Consider the following 15,393-nt stretch of genomic DNA (forward strand, 5'->3'; position numbering starts at 1 on the left):
CCTGGGGCTGCCCTAGGCCGAGAGCTTCTTGCGGCCCTTGGCGCGGCGGTTGGCGAGCACGTTGCGGCCCCCGACCGTCTCCATGCGGGCGCGGAAACCGTGCCGGCGCTTCCGGACGAGCTTGGAGGGCTGATAGGTACGCTTCACGGCAGGGCGCTCCGTTCGAGATGCGGGCCGCCCGGGCGAAGGGGCGGGCGGCGTTGAGTGGTCTGGCCCGGTCCTCCCGGCCGCCCCTCCGGCCCGGAAGCGGGGCGCGGACGCGGGCAGCCGCGGCGGGAGGCCCGGCGCGGGTCGGCGCTGTATAGAAAGGCGGTCGCGTCCGCGTCAACCACCGCCTCGCCCCCTACCCTTCCGCCGGGACCGCGTTATGCCTGCCGCGACCAAAAGGCCGGAAGGGAAGCATGGCAGAGACCGACATCGCCGTGATCGGCGCCGGCGAGACCGGGCGGGGGCTGGCCGCCCTGGCCGCGGCGCTGGGCCTGCGGGTGACGCTGTTCGAGCGCGGCGCCATGGGCGGGGAGGCGCCCGATCCGGAGATCGCGGCCGCCGCGCTGAGGGCCGCGGGCGCCCGCGCGGCCGGGGCGCGCGGGGCCGCGCGGATGGGTATCGGCACGGGGGAGGTGCCGGTGGACTGGCTCGCGCTCCGCACCCACCTCGCCGCCGCTGACGCGGATGCCGCCCCCGACTCGACCGCTGCCCGCTTCGAGGCGATGGGGGTGGAGGTGGTGCGCGCCGCCGCCCGCTTCTCCGCCCCCGATGCGGTAGGCGCGGCCGGCCGGGAATGGCGCTTCCGCCGCGCGCTCATCGCGACCGGCGCGGCCCCCGTGGTTCCGGCGCTAGAGGGGCTGGAGACCGTGCCCTACCTCACCGCCGACACGATCCACGAGCTGGACGTGCGGCCGGACCACCTCCTCGTCCTCGGCGGGGGCGGGTTCGGGCTGGAGATGGCCCAGGCCTTCGCGCGGCTCGGCGCGCGGGTCACGCTGCTCGCCGCCTCCCGCATCGCGCCGGATTCCGACCCCGTCCTCGCCAACGGCCTCGGCCGCGCGCTGCGGCGGGACGGCGTGAACCTTATGGAAGGGCACGAGGCCGTGCGCGCGGAGCGGCGGGAGGGAGGAGTCGCCCTCCTGCTCGCGGACGGCACGCGGCTGGAGGGCTCGCACCTCCTTCTCGCCCTCGGCCGCGCGCCGCGGCTGGCCGGGCTGGACCTCGTGGCGGCGGGGCTGACTGGCTCCGTGCCGGAGGTGGACGGCACCCTTCGCGTTGCGGGCAACCGCCGCATCTGGGCGGCCGGCGGCTGCATCGGCCGGCCGGGCGGGACGGATCTGGGTACCCTCGCCCGTTCCATGCTGTTCCGCCTGCCCGGCACCCCGGGCACGCCGCCCGCGGTCAGGGCCATCCGCACCGAGCCCGCCCTGGTGGAGATCGGCGCGCTCGGCGGGGGGGAGACCCTGCGCTGGCCGCTCGCGGACACGACCCGCGCCGCCGCCGAGGGGATCGAGGAAGGGCTGGTGACGCTTTCCGTCGACCGGCGCGGCGGGCTGGCCGGCGCCGGGCTGCTCGCCCCGGGCGGGCTGGAGATGGCGGGGATGCTCGCCCTCTCCGTCGGCCGCCCGGTTTCCGAACTGGCGGCGGCCGCCCTGCCCCAGCCCAGCCTCTCGGCCGCCATCGCCCGCGCGGCGCTGGAGCACCGGGCGCCCGCCTTCGGCAGCCCCGCGGTGCGCTGGCTGGCGGGGATTGCGAAGCGCCTGCCCTAGGCGTCTCCTGCGCCCCGACGGGTTTCGAGCGACAGGTAAGAATCAGAGAAGGTCACGCATGAGCAAGCTCCTGGAGGGCCGCACGGCCCTGGTCACCGGCTCCACCAGCGGCATCGGCCTCGCCGTCGCGCTCGACTTCGCCCGGCAGGGCGCGCGGGTGATGCTGAACGGCTTCGGCACGCCGGACGCCATCGCCGCCGCCCGGGCGGAGGTGGCGACGGTCGCCGGGGGCGAGGCGCCCTACTCCGGCGCCGACCTCTCGAAGCCCGAGGGAGTCAGGGCGATGTGCGCCGAGGCGACGGAGGCGCTCGGCCATGTCGACATCCTCGTGAACAATGCCGGCATCCAGTTCGTCTCGCCGGTCGAGGAGTTCCCGGAGGAGAAGTGGGACGCGATCATCGCGATCAATCTCTCCTCCAACTTCCACGCCATCAAGGCGCTGCTGCCGGGGATGCGGGCCCGCAACTGGGGGCGGATCATCAACGTGGCCTCCGCCCACGGCCTCGTCGCTTCGCCCTTCAAGTCGGCCTATGTCACGGCCAAGCACGGGGTGGTCGGGTTGACGAAGACGGTCGCGATCGAGGTCGCGCGCACCCCCATCACCTGCAACGCCATCTGCCCCGGCTTCGTCCGCACGCCCCTGGCCGAGGCGCAGGTCGGGCCGCTGGCCAGGAAGCACGGCGTCTCCGAGGAGACCGCCCTCACGGACCTCCTGCTGGAGAAGCAGCCGAGCAAGCGCTGGGTGGAGGTGGAGGAGGTCGCGGCCATGGCCACCTATCTCTGCGGCCCGAACAGCGGCGCGGTGAACGGCGCGGCCCTCTCCATCGACGGCGGCTGGACGGCCTCGTGACACCGCCTGCCCCGGAAACCGGGCAGGAGGGCCTGCCCCCGATCGAGGGCACGCCCGTCGCCCCGGCCGTCACGGGGCGGGCGGCGCCGCAGCGCATCAACCTCGCCCTGCAGGGGGGCGGCACGCACGGGGCCTTCACCTGGGGCGTGCTGCTGCGCCTGCTGGAGGAGGAATCGATCGAGGTGGCCGCCATTTCCGGCACCTCCGCCGGCGCCATCAACGGCGCGGCCTTCACCCAGGGCATGGCCGAGGGCGGGCGGGCCGGCGCGGCCGCGCTGCTGAACCGGCTCTGGGGCGCGATCGGGTCGCGCTACGCTCTCAGCCCGCTCCGGAACAGCCCTTTCGAGCGGCTGATCTGGGGGCCGGATCTGAGCCACAGCGTCGCCTGGCAGGCCTTCGATGCCCTGACCCGCCTCTTCTCCCCCTACCAGCTCAATCCCTTTCCCCTGGAGATGAACCCGCTGCGCCGGGTGTTGGAGGAGGTGCTCGACCTCGACATCCTCTGCCGGCACCCGGAGGCGCCGCAGCTCTTCGTCGCGGCCACCAATGTCCGCAGCGGCAAGCCCCGGGTCTTCACGCGGGAGGAGCTGACGCGGGAGGCGCTGCTCGCCTCCGCCTGCCTGCCCAACCTGTTCCGCGCCGTGGAGATCGAGGGCGAGGCCTATTGGGACGGGGGCTTCCTGGGCAATCCGGCGCTGTGGCCGCTCTACGACCGCGGGGGCGGGCCGCCGGACATCGTGCTGGTGGGGATCAATCCCCTCTCCCGCCCGGACATTCCCCAGACCGTGCAGGACATCAACACCAGGGTGAACGAGATCGGCTTCAACGCCTCTCTCATGTACGAGATGAGAGCCATTGAATTCGTTCAAAGGCTGGTGGACCAGGGCACACTCAAGCCGCCACGCTACCAGCGGCTCTTTGTTCATCTCATCGAGGATGAGGAGCGGATGAGGCGCCTCGGTATGTCCAGCAAATACAACGGAGAATGGAGCTTTCTTACGAGCCTGCGCGATGACGGGCGCGCGGCTTGCGACGCCTGGCTGGCCGCCAACCGGGACGCGCTGGGGAAGCGGGACAGCCTGGACCTCCGCGCCCGCTTCCTCTGATCAGCGCGCCGGGGCCGGGGCGCTGGCGGTGTCGATGCTGACCACCACGGACATGCCGGGCGAGAGCCCGTCGGCCAGGGGCTGCCCCGGGTCGATCGCGACGCGCACGGGCAGGCGCTGGGCGACCTTGGTGAAGTTGCCCGTCGCGTTGTCCGAGCGGATGACGCTGAACTCCGAGCCTGTGGCGGGGGAGAAGCGCTCGATCCGGCCGGTCAGCGCCGCGCCCCGGAGCGCGTCCACGCGGAAGGTGACGGGCTGGCCCACCGCCATGCCGGGGATCTGCGTCTCCTTGTAGTTCGCCACCACCCAGCGCAGCGCCGGCACGAGGGAGGTGATCTGCGTCCCCGCCGTCACGTACTGGCCGAGCCGCGCCCCCACCTCGCCCAGCCGCCCGTCGCGCGGGGCGAGGATGCGGGTGTTCTGCAGGTCGATCTCCGCCAGGCGCACGGCGGCCTCGGCCCCGTGCACCGCCGCCTCCAGCCCGGTGCGGGTGGCCAGTGTCTCGGCCAGGGACTGCTGCGCGACGGCCTGGGAGGCCTGGGCCTGGGCCAGCCCCGCCTCGGCCTGGCGCAGCGCGGCGTGGACGGCGTCGCTCTGGGCGCGGGACTGGATGTTGGCGGCCACGAGCGGCTCGATCCGGCGCACATCCGCCCCGGCCTTGGCCAGCACGGCCTGCGCATTGGCCACCTGCGCCTCAGCCACGTCCACCTGCGCCTCCTTGGTGCGCCGCTGCAGGTCGAGATTGGCCAGGGAAGCCTGGCTGGCGGAGAGCTGGGCCCGGACCTGGGCGAGGCGCTGCTGGTAGATGCGGTCGTCGATGCGCGCGAGCAGCTCGCCCTCCTTCACGGCGGCGTAGTCCTGCACGGGCATCTCGACGAGGTAGCCCGAGACCTGCGGGCTGACGACGGTGACGAGGCCGCGGACATAGGCGTCGTCCGTCACCTGCACCGTCGAGGTGAAGGGCGGCAGGCGCCAGGCGAAGAGCACGAGGAGGACACCCGCGAGGCCGAGGAGGAGGGCGGGGATCGTCGCCCGCGAGCGGAGGGGCAGGGAGAGGGGCATGGGGTCCTAAGGGGGTTCAGGCGGCCGTCCCGCTGTCCTGGGCGGCACGGCGGCCGAGCCAGGCGGCGAGCTGGTGGATGAGAAGTACGGCGAGGCAGAAGGCGGAAACCGCTGAAACGGTGAGAAAGAGGTCGTTGTAGGCCAGCACATAGGCCTCTCGCGTGGCGACACCGGCGAGGGTGAGGTTGCCTTCGGCGGCGCGCAGCGCGGGGTCGCCGAGGACGCGGCTGTAGGCGGCGCCGTACTGAGCGATTCGCTGCGCCACGAGCGGGTCCGCGAGGGTCAGGCTCTCGACGATCTGGCTGGAGTGGAACTTCTCCCGCACCGTGACGAGGGTGCCGAGCGCCGCGGCGCCGAGCAGCCCGCCGAGGTTCTGGGATGCCAGGAAGACCGCGAAGAAGCTGGTGAGGTAGTTCACCCCGGAGCGCAGGGTGTGGGCGAAGCTCCAGCCCGTCGCGGCCGGCAGGAAGATCGCCCCGCCGAAGGCGACCAGCGCCTGGGGGAGATAGACGTCGTGCGGCCGCGTCAGGCTCGTCCCCCGGCTCTCCATCCAGGCCCCGACCGCGATCATGGCGAGCGCCACCGCATGGATCGCGGGCCGGTTCTCCGGGCGGTTGACGAAGGCCACGCCGATGAAGCCGGCGAGCGTCGCGGCCAGGATCACGAGGAAGAGCCCCCGCATGTGCTCGTTCAGCAGGCCAAGGTTCTGGAAGAAGCCGATGGCGCCGGTCGTCTGCTCCGACAGGATGAAGCGCGCGAAGAACATGGACCCGCCGAAGAGGAGCATGTCCGATGAGGACAGCCAGTGCAGGTTCACCAGCGGGCGCTCCCGGTTCAGCTCCACCGCGACCAGCAGGGTGAGGCAGGCGAGCCCGCCGGCGAGGCAGGCGCCGAGCCAGCCCGCCTCCAGCCACCAGTAGCCGCGCCCGAGGCCCAGCACGACGGCGACCAGCCCCAGACCGACGGTCAGCAAGGGCAGGCTGACCGCGTCCACCCGGTCGAACACCTTGGCGCGCGGCGGCGGCGTGATCGGCAGGACGAGGACGATGGCCAGGGAGAGGCAGGCGAGGGCGAGCTCAAGCAGGAGCAGCCCGTCCCAGAGACCGATTTCCAGCAGCCCCGGCGAGACGAGCCGGGCGATGGGCACCGCGATCTGCGCCCCGATCAGCCCGAGGGCGATGCCGACCGTCAGCTTCCGCGAGGGCGGGAAGATTTCGATCATGTAGAGGATGGCGAGGGTGTTCAGCGGCGCGCTGGCGAAGCCCGCCACCGCCCGCAGCACCACGGCCGAGCGAAGGTCGTTCGCGACGAGATGGGCGAGGGAGACGAGCAGGAACAGCCCCAGGCCGAGCTTGGCGAAGAGCCGCAGCCCAAACTGGGTTCTCAGCTTGAACAACAGGATGGAGGCCGTAATGCTTGTGGAGGCGTAAGCAGCGGTGAGCCATGCGGCCTCGTTCGCGGTCGCCCCGAAGCTCGCCTGCACCGCCTGGAGATTGGCCGCGACGAGGTTGTTCCCGAGGCCCTGGGTGAGGCCGAAGGTGAGCGAGGCCAGGCCGTACACCGCCAGGCGCCCCGCCGTCAGCGGAGGCGTGGGGGCCGGCGCGGCGGGTGCGGCCGTGCCGCTCATCGGGCTCTCTCCTCGCCGTCTCCGGCCATCCGGGGAACGGCGTCGAGCGTCTCGAGCTTCGTCGCCACACTTCGCAGAACGCGGAGCGCCGTTTCGAGATCCTCGCGCGGGATGTCGCCGAGCACGCGCTGCCGCAGCCCCTCGGAGACGCGCTCCGCCGCCTCGACCATCGGCGCGGCCGCCGGGGTGAGGGCGATGCGGTTGGCGCGGGCATTGCCGGGCACGGGCTCCCGCCGGATGAGCCCCTGCCCCTCCAGCGAGTCCAGGAGGCGGACGAGGGTGGGGTGCTCGACGGAGAGATGGGCCGCGAGGTCCCGCTGCATGGCGCTGCCGCCCTCCTGGGAAAGGATCATCAGCGCGCGGGCGCGGGCGAGGGTCTGCCCGCTGTCGCGCAGCTCCGCATCCCACCGCGTGCGCCAGCGCTGGGTGACGCGGCGCAGGGCGGTGACGAATTCCGCATTCAGGCTCATCGGGCAGGGATTTCGTAGGAAGCTAACATTAGCAAGCTAAGTAATCATCGCCGCTCTTGGATCAAGGCCCCCCCCGCCGCATCGGGCATCAGCGCCCCACGGGAGCGCGGACGCTGCGATACCGCGCTACGAAAGCTGCAAAGTCAGGGCCTTGAGGTAGACGCTCTCAGGCAGCATTGGATGAACGGGATGGTCCGGCCCGGCACCCGTCATGGCCAGGATGCGCGCGTCGCGCCGGGCGCGCTGGAGGCCGGCGATCACGGTGTCGGCGAACTCGCCGGCCGGGACGTGATGGCTGCAGGAGGCGATGAACAGGATCCCTCCCGGCACCACCAGCCCGGCCGCGAGGCGCGCCAGCCGGGAATAGGCGCGGACCGCCGCCGCGATGTCCTTGCGGGACTTGGCGAAGGCCGGGGGATCGACGACGACGACGCCGAAGCGCTTCCCCTCCCGCCCCATGCGCTCCAGCGCCTCCATCGCCTCGCCCCGCACCGCCTCGACCCGGTCCTCCAGCCCGTTGCGCCGCGCCGTCTCCATGGCGGTGGCCAGCGCGTGCTCGGAGCGGTCCAGCAGGGTGACGCGGGCGGCGCCGGCCGCGGCCGCCTGCAGCCCGAAGCCGCCGGTGTGGCAGAAGGCGTCCAGCACCGTCTCGCCGCGCGCGAGCCCCGCCACCCGCGCGCGGTTCTCCCGCTGGTCGAAGAACCAGCCCGTCTTCTGCCCACCCAGGGGATCGACGCCGAAGACGACGCCGCCCTCCTCCACCGTGCCCGTCGCCTCCGTGCCGCGGAGCAGGGCGGTGACCTCGGGCAGGCCCTCCAGGGCGCGCACGGAGGCCTCGTTCCGCGCGACCACCGCCCGGGGGGCGATCAGCTCGTCCAGCGCGCGGAGAATGGCCGGGGTCGCCAGTTCCATGCCGGCGGTGTTCGCCTGGAGCGCGACCAGGTCGCCGTAGCGGTCGAGGATGAGGCCGGGCAGCCCGTCCGCCTCGGCATGGACGAGGCGGTAATGCGGCGTGGGGAAGAGCCGTTGGCGAAGCGCGAGGGCCTCGGCGATGCGGGCTGCCCAGAAGGCGTCGTCGATCACCGCGCCGGGATCGCGGGAGAGGCGCCGCGCGGCGATGAGCGAGTGCGGGTTGAACAGGTGGACCCCGTGGCGGAACCCGTCATCCCCCTCGACGCGCACGGCCCCGCCGGGCGGCAGGGCGCGGGCGGCGGGGGTCATCGCCACCTCGTTCGAGAAGATCCAGGGATGGCCCGCCTTGGCGCGCCGGTCGCGGCCGGGGAGGAGGCGGAGGATGGGCAGGTCGGACATGCGCCGCCCCATAGGCCGGAACGGCGCCCGGCGCACGGGGTAAGCTCCGGGACGCTAGGCCCTGGCCTCCTTCCGCCTCCCCTCCCCGATCGCGAGCAGGATGCCGGCGAGGGTGAGAAGGAGCGCGAGCGCCTGCCGCGGGCCGACCTCCTCGCCGAGGAGAAGCGCGCCCGAGAGCACGCCGATGGCCGGCGTCGCCAGGGTGCCGATCGCCGCCACCCCCGCCGGCAGCGCGGCCAGCGCCGCGAACCAGGTGAGGTAGCAGAGGCAGAGCGGCACCGCCGCCATGTAGAGGAAGGCCGCCCAGCCATGGGGCGAGACGCTGCCGGGATCGAATCCCTCCAGGAGGGGGGAGAGCAGGGCCAGGGGCAGGCAGCCCAGCCCCACCTGCCAGGCGACGGAGGCGATGGGGTGCAGCCCCAGCGGGTGCCGCTTGAACCAGACGGTGCCGAGGGAGAAGAGGATGGCCCCGCCGAGGATCATCGCCACCCCCGGCATCTTCCCCCAGTCCAGCGCGAGCCCGCCCGATGTGACAAGGATGCCCACCCCCGCCATGCCGAGCAGCAGCGCCAGCACCCGCCGCGCCGAGGGCCGCTCCCCCAGCACGGGCCAGGCGGCGAGGGCCGTCCAGGCGGGCATGGTGTAGCAGATCATCGCCCCCTCCCCCGCGCCGAGATAGAGCAGCCCCATCGTCGCCAGCCCCATCCAGGCGGTGACGTTGAGGAGGGCCGCCGTGAGGAGCGCCGGCCACCGGCCCTCCGGCACGGCCAGCGGCACGCCACGCAGGCCGGCGAACCCGGCGAGGACCGTGGCCGCGAGCAGCCCCGCCATGCCGCGCGCGGCCAGCGGCGGCATCTCGGAGAGCAGCGACTTGAGGATGGGCCAGTTCAGGCCCCAGCCGAGGGCCGTGACGGCGAGGCAGAGAAGCCCGATGCGCCGCCCCGGTGCGCCCGGGGAAGGGTCAGTCGAGATAGTCGGGCTCCTCGCGCGCGAGGATGCGCTTCACGCTCTCCAGGTGAAGCCGCGCGCTCTCGGCGTCGCCCGCGCGCATCTGCTCGTAGGTGCGGCGGGCCACCTCGGGCGGCACGGGCTTCAGCGGCCGGCCGGTGGCGAGGGCCAGGCGCTGCACCTCCGCCGCGCGCTCGAGGTAGTAGAGGTCGTCCCAGGCCTCGGCGATGCTGGGCCCGACGACCATTACCCCGTGGTTCTTCAGGAAGCCGATATCGGCGTCTCCCATCGCCGCGGCGATCCGGTCCCCCTCGTCGGTGTCGAGGGCGAGGCCGTTGTAGTCCTCGTCCACGGCGGTGCGTCCGTAGAACTTCAGCGCCGTCTGCCCGGCCCAGACGAGGGGCGGCCCCTCCAGCATCGAGAGGGCGGTCGCGTTCGGCATATGCGTGTGGAAGGCGGCGACGGCGCGGGGGTGGCGCATGTGCAGCCGGGCGTGGATGAAGAAGGCTGTCGCCTCCGGCATCCCCTCGCCGGCCAGGACCTGCCCCTCGAAGTCGCAGATCAGGAGGCGCGAGGCGGTGATCTCCCCGAAGGCCCAGCCATAGGGGTTCACCAGCATCAGGTCGGGCCGCCCGGGAACGAGGACCGAGAGGTGGTTGCAGATCCCCTCCTGCAGGCCGAGCCGGGCGGCCATGCGGAAGCAGGCGGCCAGGTCCACCCGCGCCTGCCGGATCTCCGGCGAGTCGAGCGCGCTGTTGCGGAGAAGCCCCGCTGCGGGGAGTGCCGGGGAGAGCGCGTGCGCCATGGAGTCCTCTCTGCGGGCGTTAGCGCAAACTCGCGCGGGCGCGGCCGGACGGCAAGGCGGGGCCGTCGGCGAACGGCACGGAGGCCGCCGCGGACGGACGGCCAGAAGGCCGCCGCGGGCTGGCGAGCCGTGCCAGGCGGTGCAACGCTCCGTCGCAACGGAGCAAGGAGCGCCGCATGATCCGCCTGCACCACCTCCAGGCCTCGCGATCCCACCGGATCCTCTGGCTGCTGGAGGAGCTCGGCCTTCCCTACGACCTCCTCTCCTACGAGCGGGATCCCCGGACGATGGCCGCGCCACCGGCCCTGCGCGCGGTGCACCCGCTGGGGAAGTCGCCCGTGGTCGAGGAGGACGGGGAGGTGCTTGCCGAGTCCGGCGCGATCATCGAGCTGCTGCTCGACCGCCACGACGCGGAGGGCCGGCTGCGCCCGCCGCGCGGCACCCCGGCCCATGGCCGCTACCTTCACTGGCTCCACTTCGCCGAGGGCTCGGCCATGCCGCCGCTGCTGGTGAAGCTCTATCTCTCGCGGCTCGGCCCCGCCGCCGCGCCCGCCCTGCCGCGGGTGGAGGCGGGGATCGCGGCGAATCTGGGCCACATGGAAGCCGCCCTCTCGGAAGAGCCCTTTTTCGCCGGGCCGGAATTCAGCGGCGCGGACATCCAGATGAGCTTCCCCGTGGAGGCGAGCGCCGCGCGCGGCGGGCTCACCCCGTCCCGCCCGCATCTCTGGCGCTGGCTGGAGGCGATGCGCGGCCGCCCGGCCTGGAAGCGCGCGGTGGAGAAGGGCGGCCCGCCCATGCCCGCCGGCTGAGAGGCCCGGCCGGGGGCCTTGCCCGACGGTGCCGCGCGCCGCATTCATCGCGCGATCTCACGATGGAGCCAACCGCCATGTCCGGAACCAACCAGCGCATCGACGGCGCCCGGCTCTGGGACACGCTGATGGAGATGGCCTCGATCGGCGCGACGGCGAAGGGCGGCGTGAAGCGCCTGACGCTGACGGAGGTGGACCGCGCCGGGCGCGACCAGTTCGCCCTCTGGTGCCATCAGGCCGGGCTGACGGTGCGGGTGGACGAGATGGGCAACATGTTCGCCCGCCGCCCCGGCCGCGACCCCGCCCGCCCGCCCGTGCTGCTGGGCAGCCATCTCGACAGCCAACCCACGGGCGGCAAGTTCGACGGCGCGCTCGGCGTGATCGCCGGGCTCGAGGTGATGCGGACGCTGCGCGACCTCAACATCGAGACCGAGGCGCCCATCGAGCTGGTGAACTGGACGGATGAGGAAGGCAGCCGCTTCGGCCACTCCCTCATGGGCAGCGGCGTCTGGTCCGGGGTCTATGACCGGGATGCCACCTACGCGCTGCGCGACCTGGAGGGAATCTCGGTGCTCGATGCGCTGGAGGGCATCGGCTATCGCGGCGAGGCGCCCGCCGCGCCTTTCGGGGCGGATTCCTACTTCGAGCTCCACATCGAGCAGGGCCCGATCCTGGAGCGCGAGGGAGTGCGCATCGGCATCGTCACCGGCGGGCAGGCGCAGGTCTGGTACGAGGCGGTGTTGACCGGCCAGGACGCCCATGCCGGCACCACCCCGCCCTCCGCCCGGCGGGACGCGCTGGTGGGCGCGGCGCGGATCATCGCGCTCGTGGACGAGCTGATGCGGGCGCGCGGCGAGGAGGGGCGCGGCACGGTCGGGCGCCTCCAGGTCTCCCCCAATTCCTGCAACGTGGTGCCGGGCGAGGTCCGCTTCTCCGTCGAGTTCCGCCATCCCCTGGGGGAGGAGATCGAAGCTCTGGCTGCCACCTTCCCCGGCCGGGCGCGCGCGATCGCGGAGGAGGCCGGGCTCGGCCTGGAGCTGCGCGAGCTGTTCCGCATCCCCGCCCAGCCCTTCGACCCCGGGCTCGTCGGCCTCGTGCGCGACGCGGCGGCCCGCCTCGGCCTTCCCGCGCGGGAGATCATCTCGGGCGCGGGGCATGACGCCATCTACGTCGCCCGCCGGGTGCCCGCCGCCATGATCTTCACCCCCTGCAAGGACGGGCTCTCCCACAACGAGGCCGAGAGCATCCTGCCGGAGGAGGCGCAGGACGGCTGCCAGGTGCTGTTCGAAGCCGTGCTCGCCCGCGCCAGCCGCCCCGGCTGAAACGCGCCGCGCGGCAGGCCCCGCGCCGCCGGCCCCCCAGGGTTGGCATCGGGGCGGGGCGCCTCTATGACGGCCCCCACGCGACTGGGCCCCCCAGGGAACCGGCGGGCGGCGTCCTGCCCGGCCGGCACCGATGCCGGAGAGATCCTTCACTTGGCCACCATGGAACCCGACAAGCAGCCCTCCACCCCGGAGCGCAGCCCCGCCCTGCTGGCGCAGGAGGCGATCCTGGCCCGCCCGGTAACGCCCGAGCGCCGCATGGCGGACGCGATCCGGGCGCTGGCGATCGACGGCGTGGAGGCCGCGAAGTCCGGCCATCCCGGCATGCCCATGGGCATGGCCGATGCGGCGACCGTGCTGTTCACCCGCTTCCTTAAGCACGACGCGGCGGACCCCCGCTGGCCGGACCGGGACCGCTTCGTCCTCTCCGCCGGCCACGGCTCCATGCTCATCTATGCCTGGCTGCACCTGAGCGGCCATGCCGGGATGGGGGTGGAGGAGCTGCGCCGCTTCCGCCAGCTCCACTCCCCCGCCGCCGGCCACCCTGAGGTGGGCGAGCATCCGGGGATCGAGACCACCACCGGCCCGCTCGGCCAGGGCATCTCCACCGCCGTCGGCATGGCCATGGCGGAGCGGCACCTCGCCGCGCGCTTCGGCAAGAGCCTGGTGGATCACCGGACCTGGGTGATCGCCTCCGACGGCGACCTGCAGGAGGGCATCTCCCACGAGGCCGCCTCGCTGGCCGGGCATTTCGGCCTGGGCAAGCTGACGGTGCTCTGGGACGACAACCACATCTCCATCGACGGCGACACAGCGATCTCCGTCTCCGAGGACACGCTGGCCCGCTTCCGCGCCTATGGCTGGGCGGTGCGCCGGGTGGACGGGCACGACCACGAGGCGATCGCGGCCGCGCTGAACGCGGCGACGAAGTCCCGCAAGCCGACGCTGATCGCCTGCCGGACCATCATCGGCTTCTCCGCGCCGAAGAAGGCGGGCACGGCGGGCAGCCACGGCGCCCCGCTGGGCCCGGAGGAGGCCGCAGCCGCCAAGGCGGCGCTTGGCTGGGAGGCCGGACCCTTCGAGGTGCCGGACGACATCCGCGAATCCTGGGAAGCCGCGGGCAAGCGCGGCGGCGGCACCCGCCGCTCCTGGCTGAAGCGGCTGGCCAAGCACCCCCAGCGCGCGGAGTTCGAGCGCGCGATGGCCGGCAAGCTGCCCGAGCGCTGGGACGCGGCGATCGCCGAGTGGAAGGCGAAGGCCGTGGCCGAGAAGCCGAAGATCGCCACCCGCATCGCCTCCCAGAAGGCGCTGGAGGCGCTGGTGCCGGCCGTGCCGGAGCTGATCGGCGGCTCGGCCGACCTCACGGGTTCGAACAACACGAATGTGAAGGGCGTCCCGGCGCTCTCGGCGGAGAATTTCGGCGGGCGCTTCGTCCACTGGGGCATCCGCGAGCACGGCATGGCGGCCGCGATGAACGGCATGGCGCTGCATGGGGGCATCATCCCCTATTCCGGCACCTTCCTCGTCTTCTCCGACTACATGCGCCCCTCCATCCGCCTCGCCGCGCTGATGCGCCAGCGCGTGGTGCATGTGCTGACGCATGACAGCATCGGGCTGGGCGAGGACGGGCCGACGCACCAGCCAGTCGAGCACCTGGCCGCGCTGCGCGTCATCCCGAACCTGCATGTCTTCCGCCCCGCCGATGTCATCGAGACGGCGGAGGCCTGGGAGCTCGCGGTGAAGCGGGCGGACGGGCCGAGCGTGCTGGCGCTCTCCCGCCAGAACCTGCCGGCGGTGCGGACCGATGCCGGGGAGAACCGCACGGCGCGTGGCGGCTACGTGCTGTCCGAGGCCTCGGGCGAGCGGCGCGCGACGCTGATCGCCACGGGCTCGGAAGTGGAGATCGCCCTCGCCGCCCAGGCGGCGCTGGAGGAGGCGGGCATCCCGGTGGCCGTCGTCTCCCTGCCCTGCTGGGAACTCTTCGCCCTGCAGGACCCCACCTATCACGATGCGGTGCTCGGCTCCGCTTTGCGGGTGGGAATCGAGGCCGCGCTGGAGTTCGGGTGGTCGCGCTGGCTCGGGCCTGATGGCATCTTCATCGGCATGCAGGGATTCGGCGCCAGCGCGCCGGCCAGCGATCTGTACAAGCATTTCGGCATCACCGCCGATGCGGTCGTGGCGGCGGTCAAGCGCCGCGTGAACTAGACGAACGGACGAGAGGGAAGGTTATGCCAGTCAAGGTTGCGATCAACGGCTTCGGGCGCATCGGGCGCCTGGTTCTCCGCGCGGCGATGGAGAGCGGCCGGGACGATGTCGAGTTCACCCACATCAACGACCTCGGCTCGGTCGAGGCGAACGCGCATCTCTTCCGCTTCGACAGCGTGCACGGCCGCTTCCCCGGCGAGGTGCGCGTCGAGGGCGACAGCCTCATCATCTCGGCGAACGGCAAGACCTACAAGCCGATCAAGGTGACGGCAGAGCGCGACCCCACCAAGCTCCCCTGGCAGGGCGTGGACGTGGCCGCCGAGTGCACGGGCATCTTCACTAACACGGAGAAGGCGTCGCTGCTGCTGCAGTCCGGCGCGCGCAAGGTGCTCGTCTCCGCCCCCGTGACCTGGGGCGAGACCTATGCGGATGAATCCGCCCAGGCGACCATCGTCTACGGCGTGAACCACAAGGTGCTGAAGCCCGAGCACAAGATCGTCTCCAACGCCTCCTGCACCACCAACTGCCTCGCGCCCATCGCCAAGGTGCTGCACGAGAAGTTCGGCATCCTGCGCGGCTACATGGTGACCATCCACGCCTATACCGGCGACCAGAACACCGTGGACACGCTGCACAAGGACCTGCACCGCGCCCGCGCCGCGGCGGTCTCGGCCATCCCGACCTCGACGGGCGCGGCCAAGGCGGTCGGCCTCGTGCTGCCGGAGCTGAAGGGCAAGCTGGACGGCACGGCCATCCGCATCCCCACCCCGAACGTCTCCCTCGTCTCGCTCGACTTCGTGCCCGCGCGCACGGAGGGGCTGACGAAGGAGGCGATCAACGCGGCGATGAAGGAGGCCTCCGAGTCCCCCGAGCTGAAGGGGATCCTCGGCTACAACACCGCCCCCCTCGTCTCCATCGACTTCAACCACGACTCCCACTCCTCGACCTTCGACGCGACGCAGACGCAGGTGGTGGATGGCGGCCTCGTGCGCGTGATGTCCTGGTACGACAACGAGTGGGGCTTCTCGAACCGCATGAGCGACACGGCCGCGCTGCTCGGCACGCTCTGAGACCCGACGGGGGCGCTTCGGCGCCCCCGCCCATTTCTGCCCGCTTTCAGG

General features: G+C 72.7%; 14 protein-coding genes. 7 read left to right on the forward strand and 7 right to left on the reverse strand.

Going from position 1 to position 15,393, the window contains the following annotated elements; genetic code table 11:
* Nucleotides 1–12 precede the first annotated feature (12 nt).
* The gene (rpmH, locus tag FHS87_RS23705) at nt 13–147 is read right to left on the reverse strand and encodes a 50S ribosomal protein L34 (RefSeq protein WP_099093630.1); all 135 of its coding nucleotides are present in this window, start codon (nt 145–147) and stop codon (nt 13–15) included.
* Between the two features lie 254 nt (nt 148–401).
* On the opposite strand from rpmH, the gene FHS87_RS08260 reads away from it, so the two are divergent.
* From FHS87_RS08260 to FHS87_RS08270, 3 genes are read left to right on the forward strand one after another with little or no spacing between them, the layout of a single operon-like run.
* Nucleotides 402–1,757, forward strand: coding sequence for an FAD-dependent oxidoreductase (locus tag FHS87_RS08260; protein WP_184516172.1), 1,356 nt, complete (start codon nt 402–404; stop codon nt 1,755–1,757).
* A gap of 58 nt (nt 1,758–1,815) precedes the next feature.
* Nucleotides 1,816–2,607 (forward strand): 3-hydroxybutyrate dehydrogenase, encoded by a 792-nt coding sequence (locus FHS87_RS08265; RefSeq protein WP_184516175.1) that lies wholly within the window; start codon nt 1,816–1,818, stop codon nt 2,605–2,607.
* On the forward strand, nt 2,604–3,713 hold the full coding sequence (locus FHS87_RS08270; RefSeq protein WP_312861926.1) for a patatin-like phospholipase family protein: 1,110 nt from the start codon (nt 2,604–2,606) through the stop codon (nt 3,711–3,713). The genes FHS87_RS08265 and FHS87_RS08270 overlap by 4 nt, the downstream gene beginning before the upstream one ends.
* On the opposite strand, the gene FHS87_RS08275 is transcribed toward FHS87_RS08270, so the two are convergent.
* The 6 genes from FHS87_RS08275 to FHS87_RS08300 form a co-directional block, all read right to left on the reverse strand.
* Nucleotides 3,714–4,775, reverse strand: a complete 1,062-nt coding sequence (locus FHS87_RS08275; RefSeq protein ID WP_184516180.1) for an HlyD family secretion protein — start codon at nt 4,773–4,775, stop codon at nt 3,714–3,716.
* A gap of 16 nt (nt 4,776–4,791) precedes the next feature.
* Entirely contained in the window at nt 4,792–6,402 is a 1,611-nt protein-coding gene (locus FHS87_RS08280; protein WP_184516183.1) for an MFS transporter, read from the reverse strand.
* Nucleotides 6,399–6,872 (reverse strand): MarR family winged helix-turn-helix transcriptional regulator, encoded by a 474-nt coding sequence (locus tag FHS87_RS08285; protein WP_184516186.1) that lies wholly within the window; start codon nt 6,870–6,872, stop codon nt 6,399–6,401. The genes FHS87_RS08280 and FHS87_RS08285 overlap by 4 nt, the downstream gene beginning before the upstream one ends.
* Nucleotides 6,873–6,998: 126 nt before the next feature.
* The gene (locus tag FHS87_RS08290) at nt 6,999–8,183 is read right to left on the reverse strand and encodes a class I SAM-dependent rRNA methyltransferase (protein ID WP_246418230.1); all 1,185 of its coding nucleotides are present in this window, start codon (nt 8,181–8,183) and stop codon (nt 6,999–7,001) included.
* Between the two features lie 54 nt (nt 8,184–8,237).
* Nucleotides 8,238–9,155 carry a DMT family transporter gene (locus FHS87_RS24445; protein ID WP_184516472.1) on the reverse strand — a complete coding sequence of 306 codons (918 nt, stop codon included), beginning with the start codon at nt 9,153–9,155 and terminating at the stop codon, nt 8,238–8,240.
* Nucleotides 9,145–9,936 (reverse strand): aldolase, encoded by a 792-nt coding sequence (locus FHS87_RS08300; RefSeq protein WP_184516190.1) that lies wholly within the window; start codon nt 9,934–9,936, stop codon nt 9,145–9,147. The genes FHS87_RS24445 and FHS87_RS08300 overlap by 11 nt, the downstream gene beginning before the upstream one ends.
* A 176-nt stretch (nt 9,937–10,112) precedes the next feature.
* On the opposite strand from FHS87_RS08300, the gene FHS87_RS08305 reads away from it, so the two are divergent.
* The 4 genes from FHS87_RS08305 to gap all read left to right on the forward strand — a co-directional run bounded on the left by FHS87_RS08305 (nt 10,113) and on the right by gap (nt 15,342).
* The gene (locus FHS87_RS08305; protein WP_184516193.1) at nt 10,113–10,745 is read left to right on the forward strand and encodes a glutathione S-transferase family protein; all 633 of its coding nucleotides are present in this window, start codon (nt 10,113–10,115) and stop codon (nt 10,743–10,745) included.
* Between the two features lie 77 nt (nt 10,746–10,822).
* Entirely contained in the window at nt 10,823–12,067 is a 1,245-nt protein-coding gene (locus FHS87_RS08310; RefSeq protein WP_184516196.1) for a Zn-dependent hydrolase, read from the forward strand.
* Nucleotides 12,068–12,229: 162 nt separating this feature from the next.
* Complete coding sequence (gene tkt / locus FHS87_RS08315) at nt 12,230–14,272, forward strand: transketolase (RefSeq protein ID WP_376766428.1); 2,043 nt, start codon at nt 12,230–12,232, stop codon at nt 14,270–14,272.
* Nucleotides 14,273–14,295: 23 nt separating this feature from the next.
* Nucleotides 14,296–15,342 (forward strand): type I glyceraldehyde-3-phosphate dehydrogenase, encoded by a 1,047-nt coding sequence (gene gap / locus FHS87_RS08320; protein ID WP_184516199.1) that lies wholly within the window; start codon nt 14,296–14,298, stop codon nt 15,340–15,342.
* Nucleotides 15,343–15,393: the final 51 nt, after the last annotated feature.

It is taken from the genome of Muricoccus pecuniae (genome assembly GCF_014199205.1).
Lineage (GTDB): Bacteria > Pseudomonadota > Alphaproteobacteria > Acetobacterales > Acetobacteraceae > Roseomonas > Roseomonas pecuniae.